We start from the raw sequence: 14479 nt of genomic DNA, 5'->3' as shown, positions 1-14479 counted from the left end.
ATTAGTCGTCAGTTATCAGTGGGCAGTAATCAGGAAATAGAGTAGAGAGTATAGAGCAAAGAGTAGAGATACGGCATAAAAAAGAGGCTGCCGCCTCGTTTTTTATCCACTCATGAAATATCGCCCCGCGCACTCAGCAATTTGAGTATTGCTCTTTGCTCTTTGAACTTTGGTCTTTGACTATCGACTCTCGACTATCGACTCTCGACTCTCGACTCTTGACTATCGACTATCGACTGCCCACTGCCTACTGATTATCAGCTTTATTCTTTATGCTTTGTGCTTTATTATTTACATTTGCTACATGACAATTCTCTACATCATTCTAGCCCTAGTAGCCGGCACAGGAGCTACCTATCTCCTATTTCAAGGTAAATTAGCCTTGTTACAAAGTCAATTAGCGCAGGCTAGCCAAGATCAAACGAAAGTGACTTCATTGGAAGCAGAAAATCGGACACTATTTGGAAAATTATCACAAATTGAAGGCCAGAATGAAACCTTAAAGATGACAGTAGAGAATCAGAAGTCAGATGAGGAGAAACTACGCAAAATGTTAGTAGATATCAGTAACGAATCCGTTCTGAGACAAGGAAAGATGCTTAGCGATCAACAACAAGTTAAATTAAACGATGTTTTAAACCCTCTGAAAGAGAAATTACGTGAATTTGAGGAGAAGGTTAACTTGGGTCAAAAAAACAGCTTAGAACAAAGCACTGTTCTTATGGAGCAAATCAAAAACCTGACAAGCTTAAATCAAACGGTTACACAGAAAACAGAAGATTTAACGAATGCCCTGAAGGGATCCAATAAGTCGCAAGGGAACTGGGGTGAGATGATTTTGGAACGTGTATTAGAAAGCTCTGGATTAAAGAATGGTATGGAATACCAGACGCAATTTGTGACTAAAAACCAGGACCATGATACAATCAAACCAGATGCAGTCATTTTCTTACCTGACAATAAAAACCTTATTATTGATAGTAAGGTTTCACTTGTAGCGTATGAACGTTACACCAGTGCTGAGGAAGGTACTATCGAAAAGGATTTGGCCTTAAAAGCACACATTGAATCTCTAAAAACACACATTAAAGAGCTATCTTCGAAAGATTACCACACCGCATTAGATTTAACCAGTCCAGATTTCACCTTGCTATTCATCCCTATTGAATCTGGATTCGTAGCTACCATCAGTCAGGACACAAGCTTGTTCAATTATGCATGGGATCGTAAAATTGTCTTAGTCTCCCCTTCTACCCTATTAGCGACGTTAAGAACCATTGCTTCGGTTTGGAAGACAGAGTATCAAACGAGAAATGCTATTGAAATTGCACGCCAGGCGGGTGATTTATATGACAAATTTGTCGGATTTACGAAGGATATGGAAGATGTAGGAAAGCACATCAAGAAAGCAGAAGATGCCCACAGCGATGCCATAAACAAACTAAGTACCGGAAAAGGAAACCTAATTAATAGAGCCCAAAACCTACATAAATTGGGCATTAAATCAACTAAAAAACTGAATCAGGGATTGGTTCAGGATGAAGAGCCGGAAATTGAAGAAGAATAAATTTAGAGTAGAGATTATAGAGTATAGAGTAGAGATCAACCATCTATACTCTATACTCTCTCATCTCCTATCTCCATAAAGCTTACGCTTTCTTCAAAAACTCAGTCCGTAAAACCATCATCGATTTCTCTACTTTACCCTCTACTTCATCTGCATCGTCCGTTAAACGAATGTTTTTTACCATCGTTCCGCGCTTGATTACGCTAGATGATCCACGTACTTTTAAATCTTTAATGACAGTAACCGAATCGCCATCTTTCAAAACAGCTCCATTGCTATCGCGAACGATTAATTCTTCATTCTCATCCATTGTCTTATTGTTTTTTGGTTAATTAATGAAAAGCTGGATTATTTGTTCCAACCATTTTTATTATTTCTAAATCCTAAAAGGCGCTGTGCCAGATCAGGTCGTTTTAATTGTGTCAAACGATTACGAATCCAATCTTTGTACTCTGGTTTATACCAGAAAAAGTACTTGTTTTGATTCTGCTTTTCTTCCCTTGTTTTGGCCGTTTTAACGGGCTGCAAAGTGTATGGGTGAACACCTGAATAATAAATTACTTCCGCCACCGTCATTGGAGTAGGTGTAAAATCTTGAACTTGTTCTAAATGAAAACCTAAATCTTTTGTCTCTGCAGCAAGATTTGCCATATCTTCTTCTTCACAACCTGGGTGAGAAGAGATGAAATAGGGAATGAGAGGTTGTTTTAGGCCAAATTTGGCAGAAATCTCATCATATTTCTTTTTAAAGGCATGGAAATATTTGAACGATGGCTTACGCATAATACGTAATGTTGCATCAGAAGTATGCTCTGGGGCAACTTTCAAACGACCAGATACGTGGCGCGTAATCAATTGCTCCATGTATTCGTCGTGATTACCATCTGAATTATTTTTATTGAAATCATCCACTAAAAGATCATAGCGAACTCCTGACCCTACAAAAGCCTTTTTAATGGCAGGATGCTTATCCACCTTGCGGTAAATATCCGTCAAAGGTTTATGTGAAGTATCTAAGTTATTACAAATAACGGGGTGGATACAAGAAGGACTGACACAACGCGCACAAATCTCCTCATCTTTCCCTTTCATTCGGTACATATTCGCAGAAGGTCCTCCTAAGTCAGAAATATAGCCTTTAAAATCAGGTGCTTTCGTGATTTGCTCGACCTCTTTCATGATCGACTTTTCACTACGAGAAGCAATAAACTTGCCTTGGTGGGCTGAAATCGTACAGAAACTACATCCTCCAAAACATCCGCGGTGCATATTGACCGAGAATTTAATCATCTCAAAAGCAGGAATAGGTCCACGCTTTCGGTATTTAGGGTGAGGCAAACGCGTATAAGGCAAATCAAATGATTTATCCATTTCGACCTCTTCCATCGTTTTAAATGGAGGATTAATGACTAATACGTCCTCTCCTACTTTTTGGATGATGCGGTTTGCCTGCCACTTATTGGATTCAACTTCAACAATTTTGAAGTTGGATGCGTACTTGATCTTATCTTCTAAACAAACTTCATGACTAGCTAATTCAACCGTTTCCCAATCGCAAGCAGGAGCTGTTTTCTGCAAGAATGCCACTTGATTGATGTGGGTCAAATCGCCCAATTTCTTACCTTCTTTCACCCCACGCATAATCTCGCGCAAGGGTTGCTCTCCCATTCCATACACCAACATATCAGCTCCAGAATCAACTAAAATAGAGGGGAATAATTTATCCGCCCAATAATCATAATGGGTTACTCGACGAAGAGAGGCCTCGATGCCACCGATTAAAACAGGTATATCTGGGTAAATTTCTTTTAAAATCTTGGTGTAAACCGTGGTCGCATAATCAGGTCTAAAACCAGCTTCGCCTCCAGGTGTATAGGAATCGTTCGAACGTAAGCGCTTATTAGCCGTGTAGTGATTCACCATGGAATCCATACATCCTGCGGTTACGCCGAAGAAATATTTGGGCTTACCTAATTTCTTAAAATCACGCAAATCGTCTTTCCAGTTTGGCTGTGCGACGATACCCACTTTCAAACCTTCACTTTCCATGATTCGACCGATGACAGCCGTACCAAATGCCGGGTGATCCACATAGGCATCACCAGAGATTAAAATCACGTCCAGTTCATCCCAGCCACGTTTTTCCACCTCTTTTTTCGTGAGGGGCAGCCAGTCAGTTATCGGTCTTTCTTCCATAAAACAAAATTAGCGGAATTTAGGGGCTTAACCTATTGAATATCCTGTCAAAAATCAGGAGCGAATTGACTTTTTTTTAGTAAATTCGTTCATAGTGATGAATTAAACCTATTTCAAAATTGAATACCGCCGAACTTCTATATCAATCTATTCAGTCTTTGGCCAGTCCAACTGAACTAGCCTGGATAGCAGATAAAATAATAACTGATTCGAAAGGTTTGTCTTTAGCCTTTGTGATGGTACCTCGCCAAGTAGCTAAAACACGAGTAGGCAATATCCCCGGTTGGAATTGGCAAAATAGCACGCTTGATCAGCTCGTTCGCGTTTACTTATTAATTCAGCTAGCTGAAAAAGAAGATGGTAAATCCAGAATCGAGACCTTATTTGATACGGCGGAAATGAACGAATTAGTCGCTCTTTATCGAGCATTGCCCGTTTTACCTACGCCAGAAATTTGGTTACATCGGGCTACCGATGCGGTTAGATCCAATATGGGGCCGGTTTTTGATGCCATTGCCTTTGGCAATCCATATCCTTTCCAATATTTCAGTGAATTAGCCTGGAACCAATTAGTCTTAAAATGCATTTTCAATGATAAGCCCATCCATTTAATTGAAGGATTAGATGAGCGTGCAAATCAAGCGCTAGCGAATACGCTGGCCGATTTTGCACACGAACGGTGGGCGGCTGGAAGACGGGTGCCATCACAAGTTTGGCGATTAATCCGAAACTTCCAGACAGAGACGAAAGAACAAGATTTAAAAAGACTAGCAGAAAGCGCTGATCCGAACGATCAAAAAGCCGCTGAATTGGTCCTACAAAATAGCCCTCTAGAAGCCTGGAAGGTGTTAGAAAAAGAAGAAACAGCCTATTAATATGTGCCAAAACCCCAACGAACCTAAATTAAATCCCTCCCATTTCGAAGGATCCACCGAGGAAAAACAAACTGCCCAAGAAGTAGAAGGTGGCTTTGCGGCCTATACACAAGGGATGAGGTTTTTCGACCCTCACGTTCATATGACTTCCCGTACCACCGATGATTACCAGGCACTAGCGGATGCGGGTGTGGTGGCCATTATTGAGCCGGCATTTTGGCTAGGGCAACCGCGCACGGGATTAGCTTCGTTCAAGGATTATTTTGCGAGTTTAGTGGGTTGGGAGCGTTTTAGATCGTCTCAGTTTGGCATCAAGCATTATTGCACAATTGGATTAAACTCCAGGGAGGCGAATAATGAGGCACTTGCGGAAGAGGTAATGGAGATTTTACCTTTGTTTTTACAGAAAGAAGGCGTTGTGGGGGTAGGTGAAATTGGTTTTGATGACCAAACGGCCGCAGAGGAAAAATACTACAGAGCTCAATTAGAGCTTGCGAAAGAGATGGGATTGCCTGTACAAGTGCACACGCCACACCGAGATAAGAAAAAGGGAACCGAACGCAGTATGGCGATTGCCTTAGAGCACGGTTTAGCACCTCATATGGTCGTGATTGACCACAATAATGAAGAGACGGTGAAGTCAGTTTTAGACCAAGGATTTTATGCGGCTTTCACTATTTATCCTTTCACCAAAATGGGGAATGAGCGAATGGTAGAGATTGTGAAGCAATATGGGTCGGAACGCATTATGGTGAATTCGGCGGCGGATTGGGGGATTTCTGATCCTTTGGCGATTCCTAAAACAGCGGCCTTGATGAAAATCAAAGGCATATCTGACGCAGATATCCAAAAGGTGACTTACCAAAATGCCCTCGATTCTTTCGCGCAAAGCGGACAAATCAATGAGAAAGACTTTATTGACGGATTACAAATTGATCAATCTTTGAAGTATAATGGCAATACGGTGTTGCGTGGCGGACAAGCTCCTCGCGTAGATAAAAACTCAATCTTCATTCGCTAATGTCTAAAATTAGAGCTTTTGCTGAGCTTACTCGGCCTGCGAATGTAGTCACGGCACTGTCTGATATCATGGCAGGTTTAGCCATTGTGGGCTTTGTTTTTGGTCGATTAGACTACCAGTTCTACCCTGCCTTATTCCTAGGCCTCTCGAGCATGTGTTTGTATGCGGGAGGCGTGGTGTTTAATGATGTTTTTGATCACGAACTAGATCGCATCGAAAGACCCGAAAGAGCCTTGCCGAGTGGTCGAATCAAAAGATCAGAAGCAATTTTCGGGGGCATTGTCTTATTATCATTTGGTATTTTTCTGGCCTTTTGGCAAAGTAGACTGAGTGGTATTGTCGCCGTTTTCATCACCGCCCTAGCACTTTTTTATGATTGGAAAGGGAAACACATGCGGATTTTTGGGCCTATCAACATGGGATTATGCCGAGCATATAATCTACTATTAGGGATGAGCGTATATGAATTAGGGGTTTTAGAACACTTTCCAGTGATCGCTATCCCATTGATTTACATTGCAGCCATTACGTTAGTAAGTAGAGGCGAAGTTCATGGAGGTAAGGCCACAACGCTTTATTTTGCTGGATTTTTGTTTCTGATAGTACACGCTTCACAATTATTTTTAGCGGAGAAAGTGGAATTTGCCTTGGTATTTGTCTTGGCCCACTTTATCCTGATTTTTAGAAAACTAAGCGTTGCTATTAAGAATCCGATGGGCAAAAACATTGGATTAACCGTAAAAACAGGGGTATTGACGCTTATATTGATGAATGCAGCGTGGGTAGCCTCGAGTGGACAATGGATGGTCGCCCTCTTTGTTTTAGCCTTATTACCCGTATCTTTGGGTTTAGCTAAAAAATTCGCCGTTACGTAAACCTATGCAATCTTTAAAACAACATTTTCAGGTACCCTATTCTTACGAGGTATTCTTCACGGAACGTTTATTCGTGCCAGAAAATCGCGTTTTTGCTGATTTTGTCCAAAACTTTGGCAACCCTAGCTTTCGCAAAAAGATTCTTTTTGTACTCGATAAAGGGATAACGGATATTCAGACCGATTTAACGGCAGAAATTGTCCACTATTTTCAACAACATTCTCCCGCCGATTTAGCCCCAGAAATTTTAGTACTTCCGGGCGGAGAAGTGTGTAAAAACGACCCTCGCTTTTACGAGGAGGTGATTCGCGCGTTAGATGAACACGGAATCGATCGCCACTCGTTTGTGGCCTGCATCGGTGGTGGGGCTTTCTTGGATATGGCCGGCTATGCTGCTGCTATCTCCCATAGAGGCGTGAAATTCATCCGGATACCGACGACTGTATTATCCCAAAACGATTCAGGTGTAGGTGTTAAAAACAGCGTCAATTACCTAGGAAAGAAGAATTTCCTGGGCACATTCGCTCCACCGGTAGCTGTATTTAACGATTATTCGTTCCTAGAGAGTTTAGGTGAAAGAGATTGGCGTTCGGGAATTGCGGAAGCTGTTAAAGTTTCCCTGATAAAAGATATTAGCTTTTTTACTTGGTTAGAATCAACTGCGGATGCGATGAATCAGCGCGACAAGTCTGTGATGATTGAGCAGATTTACCGTTGCGCTTCGCTACATATGCAACATATCGCGAGTGGAGATCCTTTTGAGCTTGGTTCGGCTAGACCCTTGGATTTTGGCCATTGGGCGGCACATAAATTAGAATACTTAAGCGATTTCAAGATCCGTCACGGAGAAGCTGTGGCGATTGGAATAGCCTTAGATAGCGTCTATTCGCACTTGATCGGTCATTTGACGAAAGAAGACGTAGATCGCATCATCCACTTGTTGAAAAAACTGGGTTTTGCAATTTTTCATCCTGCTTTGGCAGAAAATGACAAAATCAACTTAACGAACGGCTTAAATGAGTTCAGAGAACATTTAGGCGGGCAATTAACCATCACCTTGTTAGAACAAGTAGGCAAAGGAGTGGAAGTGCACGAGATGGATTTCGATCTCATCAAAAAATCAGTCGATTACCTGGAACAAATCGCCTAATATGAAAACGCCTTACGGACACCTGACTTATTGCAGTAATATTCATACCGGAGAGATTTGGTCAGAACACTTTGCGCAATTAAAACAGCATGTTCCTGAGGTGAAGGCACAGGTTTCACCCGACCAGCCAATGGGTTTGGGTCTGCGATTTGCGAATCAAGCAAGTATTGATTTACAAGATCCTGCAGCTTTAAAGGATTTACAAACATGGCTTTCTGAGCAAAATCTATATGTTTTTACGCTCAATGGATTCCCTTACGGAGGTTTTCACAACACCATCGTTAAAGATCAGGTGCACGCACCCGATTGGACTACGACGGATAGAAGGGATTATACGATTCGTTTAGCGCATATTTTAGCTGCACTTTTAACAGAGAACGAGGGAGGCATTTCTACCTCTCCCCTGTCTTATAAATTCTGGTGGAATACAGCAGAAGAGCGCCAGCAAGCGATGTACGCATCGACGCAACATCTAATGGAAGTCGTTGATGTATTAGCTGAGATTGAGAAAAACACCGGTAAAACTATCCACATTGATATCGAACCGGAGCCGGATGGCTTATTGAGCAATCACGGTGATTTTGTGGCTTGGTATGAGCAGGTATTATTGCCTTCAGGAAATCCAGATTTGATCAGAAAACACATCCAATTGTGCTTTGACATCTGCCATTATGGAGTGAGCTTTGATGCGCCAGAGGCAAGTATTCAGGAACTGAAAGCTAAAAACATCCCCGTGGGAAAGATTCAAATCAGTTCTGCCTTACGTGTCGATTTAAGAGAACAGGAAGCAGAAAAGATCGCGGAATTACAAAAATACCAAGAACCCGTTTATTTACATCAGGTCAAAGCCTTACGCAAAGACGGTTCCTATCAAGAATTCAAAGATTTAGACGAGGCCTTTGCGGCCTATACCATTAATACCTACGAAGAATGGCGGGTGCATTTCCATGTACCACTATTTTTAGAAACCTATGGTCTTTTAGGATCCACTCAAAAAGAAATCCGTGAAACGCTCGCTATTCAAAAGGCTAGCCCGTTTACGAATCATTTGGAAATCGAAACCTATACCTGGGGCGTATTACCTCCTGCCTTCCAAGTACCTATGGCTGAATCCATTAGCCGCGAAATAAAAACCATCACAGACCTATTAGGATGATGAAAAAGACTGCCGTTATCGACGTGGTGGGGCTCAGCGAAAGTGTTATTTCCGCGGAGTACACCCCCTTTTTATATGCCTATATCCAGAGGAAGCAGATCCAAAAAATACAACCTCCCTTTCCGGCGGTAACGACCACCTCTCAATCGGTGTATTTGACAGGTAAAAGTCCATCAGAACACGGCATCGTAGGGAATGGCTGGTATGATAAGACGGATTCGGAAGTGAAGTTTTGGAAACAGTCGAATCCTTTAGTGAGGGCCGAAAAAATCTGGGAGGCCGCCAAAAAGAAAGATCCGAATTTCACCTGCGCGAAAATGTTCTGGTGGTATAATATGTATTCCTCTGCGGATTATTCGGTAACTCCCCGTCCTCAATACCATTCTGATGGGGTGAAGGCGCCTGATTGCTATTCGTATCCTGCCACTCTACGAGATGAATTACAGGCCAAACTGGGTACATTCCCTCTGTTTAATTTTTGGGGTCCGAATGCGAATATCAAGTCCACTCAATGGATTGCGGATGCGTCTATCTATGTGGATGAAAAATACGATCCTACGCTAAACTTGATCTACTTACCGCATTTAGACTATTGTCTGCAGAAGTTCGGGGTGGATTTGCCGGCCATTGCAAAAGAGTTAAGCGAAATAGATCGGGTTTTAGAACAATTGATCACACATTTTGAGGCCAAAAACACAGAAATCATCTTGTTATCCGAATATGGTATCAATGATGTCCATACACCGATTCATTTAAATCGCGTATTACGCGAGGAAGGTAAAATTGCCATTCGAGAAGAGCAAGGACTGGAATTATTAGATCCGGGGGCTAGTGAAGCTTTCGCCGTTTCTGATCACCAAATTGCGCACATTTATTGCAAGAACCCATCCGAAATCAAAGCCATATTCGAAAAGGTTCCGGGCATCGCCAAAATCCTCAGTGGAAAAGAACTCGAAGACTACCACATCGCACACGAGCGTTGTGGAGATCTGGTTTTGGTCGCAGATTCTGACAAGTGGTTTACCTATTATTATTGGTTAGATGACGCGAAGGCGCCGGACTTCGCTCGCTGTGTAGACATCTTCAAGAAACCAGGTTACGATCCAGTTGAAATGTTCATGGATCCTAAAAACCCCTTCATAAAGCTCAGAGCGGCCTATAAATTAGCGCGTAAACTCTTAGGATTCCGCTACCGAATGGACGTAATTCCGCTCGATGCGAGCTTAGTGAAAGGCTCTCACGGTAGTCCTTTCTGCGATGAGGCCTATTACCCTGTTTTTATTTCGTCGCAAAATATCGACAAACAGATATCACCAACCCAAGTATATCAATATATTTGGGAAACAATTTTCCCTAATTAATATGAAAAAGATCAGCACCATTTTTGCCTTTGTGGTAGCCATGATGGCATTCAGTACAAGCATCCATGCACAAGGAATGGATCCGCAAGCGATGATTCAACGTCAAGTTGAGCGCATGACAACAGAATTAAGTTTATCGAAAGAGCAAGTTGCGAAAGTAGAACCGCTCATCGAAGCTCGAATGAAAAAAATGATGGAATTACGCGAGCAAGGAATGGAAAGAGAAGAAATGATGGCCGAAATGAAGAAAGCAAACGATGCGCAAGCAGAGCAATTCAAAGCCATCTTAACGCCAGAACAACTAGAGAAATACAAAACGATGCAAAGCCAAATGCGTCAAGGCGGACCTCCAAGAGAATAATAAAAAAAAGCTCCTCAAATTGAGGAGCTTTTTTTATTTACCTAATACGATATTCACAATCCGCTTCGGAACGACAATTACTTTCGAAGGCGTCTTGCCCTCCAAATGTTTCGTTACTTGTTCATTCGCTAAAACCGCCGCTTCAATTTCCGCTGGCGTTGCCGTAACGGGGAAAGCAAGCGTTAACTTCACTTTACCATTGAATGAAATCGGGTAATTGAAATCATTTTCCTCTAGGAAAGCAGCGTTGAAAGCAGGGAATGAAGCATACGATATACTTCCCTCCTGCTCGCCTAAAGCGGCCCACAGTTCTTCTGCGATGTGCGGTGCGTAAGGAGACAACAAGATCACTAATTCGCGTAAAACGGATTTCTTGTGGCATTTTAAGGCACCCAAATCATTCACGCAAATCATCAAGGTCGAAACCACCGTATTGAACGAGAAGCGATCTAAATCATCTTGCACCTTGCGAATCGCCGTGTGCAATACTTTCAATTCTTCTGGAGTCGCAGGTGCGTCCACTATTTTCGAAGTGTTCGTGTTGTCATCAAAGAATAAACGCCAAACCTTGCGCAAGAAATTATGCGATCCCGAAATACTGTTCGTGTTCCAAGGCTTAAATTGCTCTAAAGGTCCAAGGAACATCTCGTAGACACGAAGGGTGTCTGCGCCGTATTTGGCAATTAAATCATCCGGATTAACGACGTTAAACTTCGATTTCGACATCTTCTCCACTTCCCAACCGCACACATACTTGCCGTCCTCTAAAATAAATTCTGCATCTGCAGGCACGTCGTTACGTGATTTTTTGAATGCCTCTAAGTCTAATACATCGTTTTCTACGATATTCACGTCCACATGAAGTGCCGCTACGTCGTATTGATCTTTTAAGCCGTGAGAGACAAAAGTGACTTTGGCTGAATCCTTTAAGCGATAAACAAAGTTCGAACGCCCTTGAATCATCCCTTGGTTGATCAATTTTTTCGCAAATTCCTCTTCCGGCACATAGCCTAAATCTTTCAAGAATTTGTTCCAAAAACGAGAATACAACAAGTGACCTGTCGCGTGCTCCGACCCTCCAATGTACAAATCCACCGCTTTCCAGTAGTTAATCGCCTCTTTCGAAGCGAATTCACCTGAATTCGTGGCATCCATATAGCGGTACCAATACCATGAAGAGCCTGCCCATCCTGGCATCGTAGACCATTCGTAATCGTATTGTCCTTTGTATTTCCAATCAGCTGCGGCCCGTCCTAAAGGAGGTTCACCCGTCTCAGTTGGCAGGTATTTATCGATTTTAGGCAGTTCCAAAGGTAATTCAGACTCTTCGATCAAATAAGGCAATAAATCGCCTGAGGCTGTTGGTTTGAAATACACCGGAACAGGTTCTCCCCAATAACGTTGACGGCTAAATACCGCATTACGCATTCTATATTGAACCTTCCCTTTTCCGATTCCGTTCGCCTCTAACCAAGTAATCAAGGTATCCGTCGCTTCCTTGTAGCCCATTCCATTAATCATTCCGGAATGAATGTATTTCCCCTCTTTCGTAGGATCTGCTTGTTTTTCGATGTCTTTTTGGCCATCTAAAATAGCCGGAATAGGCAAGTCAAAATGTTTCGCAAAATTCCAGTCACGCTGATCGCCTGATGGAACGCCCATCACGGCTCCTGTACCATATCCAGCTAACACATAGTCAGCTAGGAATAAAGGGACGCGTTCTTGGTTCAGTGGGTTGATCACATAGGTTCCTGTGAAAACTCCTGAAATGGTTTTTACTTCGGAGACGCGGTCCAGTTCCGAACGGGTTTTGGCCCAATTCACATATTCCTCCACCGCTTCTTTCTGAGCTGGTGTCGTTAATTCCGAAACCCACTCGTGCTCAGGCGCTAATACCATAAAGGAGACCCCATAAATGGTGTCCACTCGTGTGGTAAATACTTTTATCTTCTTATCCGAAACGTTTTCAATGGCAAATTCCACATCCGTACCGATCGATTTTCCAATCCAATTGCGTTGCTGCTCTTTCAAAGAATCAGCCCAATCCACTTCGTCCAAACCACGCAATAAGCGATCGGCATAGGCCGTGATGCGCATTGACCATTGGCGCATTTTCTTCTGCTCCACTGGGTAACCGCCACGCTCCGAAACACCGTCTTTGACCTCGTCATTCGCTAAAACCGTCCCTAATTGCGGACACCAGTTCACCACTGAATCATCCAAATAGGCTAAACGGAAGCTCAATAAATAGGCATACTGCTCGTCAGCAGACATCGCATTCCATTGTTCCGCTGTGATTCGAGTAACTTCTTCATCGCATACGGCTTTTAATCCGATCGAACCTTTGGCCCCTAAAATAGACTTCAAGGTTTCAATAGACTCCGCTTTATCTGATTCCTGGTTATACCAAGAATTGAATAATTGCATAAAAATCCACTGCGTCCACTTGTAATAAGACGCATCAGAGGTTCTGACCTCTCTCGACCAATCGAAAGAGAAGCCCATATTCTTCAATTGCTCGATATAACGAGCGATATTTTGTTCCGTCGTAATGGCGGGATGCTGACCTGTTTGGATCGCATATTGCTCAGCAGGTAGACCAAAAGAGTCGAAACCCATCGGGTGCAACACCTCATATCCCTGCAAACGCTTGTAGCGCGCCATAATATCAGAGGCAATATAGCCCAGCGGGTGACCCACGTGTAATCCGGCTCCTGATGGATATGGGAACATGTCTAAGACATAATATTTGGGCTTTGCTGGATTTACCTGAGCCTGGAATGTTTTATTAGCTTCCCAAAACGATTGCCAAGCTTTCTCGATCTCTCTAAACTGATACTCTGTACGCATAAAATGTATTTATTGTAAAAGGAGATGCAAATTACGGCTTTTTTATGAAAAAATATTTACTCTACTTTGTTGGTAGATTAAGTAAAGTCTATTAACTTTGTAGGGAATTAAAAAATCTATGCCTCCTAAAAGAAATTTTCCGAGTATTTTTAATGCCATCCAAACCATCTGGATGCGTGATCGTAGCATCACTGAAGTGATTATTCACATTAGCAATGCGCTGGCATTGATGATCGTGGGGCATCTTTTATTCACGTACCTTACGGCAGAAAAAGTCATCGCCGTGTTCAACACGGTCGATTCGTCCATTTTATATTACGTATTAGGAGGATTTATTGCCCAAATGATTGACGGTGCTTTGGGAATGGCTTATGGTGTAACGGCAACAACATTCTTGTTATCCGTGGGCATCACGCCTGCCGCAGCCTCAGCAAGCGTTCATGCCTCTGAAGTATTTACATCCGGAGTTTCAGGCTACATGCACTTGAAGTTTGGCAATGTGAATTCCAAATTATTTAAGACACTCGTGATTCCAGGTGTGATTGGAGCTATTTTAGGAGCCTATGTCTTATCGAGTTTAGAGGAGTATGCTGGATACATCAAACCTATCGTTTCTGTATATACGTTATTCCTAGGTGCCATTATCATTCGCAAGGCCCTCATCAAACGCCAAGAAAAGCGTCAATTGAAACGAGTAGGCTGGTTAGCGCTCTTTGGTGGTTACTTAGATTCCATTGGCGGTGGCGGCTGGGGACCAATTGTTTCCTCTACCCTGATTGCCTCCGGGCGTCATCCGAAGTATACGATTGGCAGTGTGAACTTGACGGAGTTCTTCGTTTCACTTGCTTCATCGCTAACCTTTTTTGCTGTTATCGGTCTAGGATATCTACATGTCATCATCGGATTAATTCTAGGCGGTGTCATCGCAGCTCCTATCGCGGCACGTTTAGCGAATAAGTTGCCAGTAAAATCCATGATGATTCTCGTGGGAATCGTCATTATCATCGTCAGTCTGCGTCAGATTATCTTAGGGGTTCCAAAATTTTTGTAGATATTTGCAGTCAATT

General features: G+C 42.7%; 12 protein-coding genes. 9 read left to right on the top strand and 3 right to left on the bottom strand.

The window, feature by feature from the left end:
• Positions 1-304: 304 nt before the first annotated feature.
• Positions 305-1567 carry a DNA recombination protein RmuC gene (gene rmuC / locus EWU21_RS02920; protein WP_130895302.1) on the top strand — a complete coding sequence of 421 codons (1263 nt, stop codon included), beginning with the start codon at positions 305-307 and terminating at the stop codon, positions 1565-1567.
• 82 nt (positions 1568-1649) lie between these two features.
• On the opposite strand, the gene EWU21_RS02915 is transcribed toward rmuC, so the two are convergent.
• Both EWU21_RS02915 and EWU21_RS02910 read right to left on the bottom strand, forming a co-directional pair.
• On the bottom strand, positions 1650-1877 hold the full coding sequence (locus tag EWU21_RS02915) for a zinc ribbon domain-containing protein YjdM (protein WP_130895301.1): 228 nt from the start codon (positions 1875-1877) through the stop codon (positions 1650-1652).
• Between the two features lie 38 nt (positions 1878-1915).
• Positions 1916-3763: a YgiQ family radical SAM protein gene (locus EWU21_RS02910; protein WP_130895300.1), complete on the bottom strand. Its 1848-nt coding sequence runs from the start codon at positions 3761-3763 to the stop codon at positions 1916-1918.
• A gap of 119 nt (positions 3764-3882) precedes the next feature.
• Between EWU21_RS02910 and EWU21_RS02905 the strand changes: the two genes are divergently transcribed.
• From EWU21_RS02905 to EWU21_RS02875, 7 genes are read left to right on the top strand one after another with little or no spacing between them, the layout of a single operon-like run.
• Complete coding sequence (locus EWU21_RS02905) at positions 3883-4638, top strand: EboA domain-containing protein (protein WP_130895299.1); 756 nt, start codon at positions 3883-3885, stop codon at positions 4636-4638.
• A gap of 1 nt (position 4639) precedes the next feature.
• Entirely contained in the window at positions 4640-5659 is a 1020-nt protein-coding gene (locus EWU21_RS02900; protein ID WP_130895298.1) for a TatD family hydrolase, read from the top strand.
• Positions 5659-6534 (top strand): UbiA-like protein EboC, encoded by an 876-nt coding sequence (gene eboC / locus EWU21_RS02895; RefSeq protein ID WP_130895297.1) that lies wholly within the window; start codon positions 5659-5661, stop codon positions 6532-6534. Before EWU21_RS02900 ends, eboC begins: the two co-directional genes overlap by 1 nt.
• Before the next feature lie 4 nt (positions 6535-6538).
• Positions 6539-7684 carry a 3-dehydroquinate synthase gene (locus EWU21_RS02890; RefSeq protein ID WP_130895296.1) on the top strand — a complete coding sequence of 382 codons (1146 nt, stop codon included), beginning with the start codon at positions 6539-6541 and terminating at the stop codon, positions 7682-7684.
• A gap of 1 nt (position 7685) precedes the next feature.
• Positions 7686-8840: a metabolite traffic protein EboE gene (gene eboE, locus EWU21_RS02885; protein ID WP_130895295.1), complete on the top strand. Its 1155-nt coding sequence runs from the start codon at positions 7686-7688 to the stop codon at positions 8838-8840.
• Complete coding sequence (locus EWU21_RS02880) at positions 8840-10201, top strand: alkaline phosphatase family protein (protein ID WP_130895294.1); 1362 nt, start codon at positions 8840-8842, stop codon at positions 10199-10201. The genes eboE and EWU21_RS02880 overlap by 1 nt, the downstream gene beginning before the upstream one ends.
• A 1-nt stretch (position 10202) precedes the next feature.
• The gene (locus EWU21_RS02875) at positions 10203-10562 is read left to right on the top strand and encodes a hypothetical protein (RefSeq protein WP_130895293.1); all 360 of its coding nucleotides are present in this window, start codon (positions 10203-10205) and stop codon (positions 10560-10562) included.
• Between the two features lie 33 nt (positions 10563-10595).
• Here the strand turns inward: EWU21_RS02875 and leuS are convergent, their stop codons facing one another.
• Positions 10596-13412, bottom strand: a complete 2817-nt coding sequence (gene leuS / locus EWU21_RS02870; protein WP_130895292.1) for a leucine--tRNA ligase — start codon at positions 13410-13412, stop codon at positions 10596-10598.
• A gap of 118 nt (positions 13413-13530) precedes the next feature.
• Here leuS and EWU21_RS02865 point away from each other — a divergent pair, with 118 nt between their 5' ends.
• A complete protein-coding gene (locus EWU21_RS02865) occupies positions 13531-14463 on the top strand; it encodes a sulfite exporter TauE/SafE family protein (protein WP_130895291.1) in 933 nt (310 codons plus the stop codon).
• The last annotated feature ends 16 nt before the right edge of the window (positions 14464-14479 follow it).

The sequence above is a fragment of the Aquirufa antheringensis genome (genome assembly GCF_004307425.1).
Taxonomy (GTDB): domain Bacteria; phylum Bacteroidota; class Bacteroidia; order Cytophagales; family Spirosomataceae; genus Aquirufa; species Aquirufa antheringensis.
Note: the sequence above shows the minus strand (reverse complement) of the source record. Positions and strands in the feature narration are given on the sequence as shown.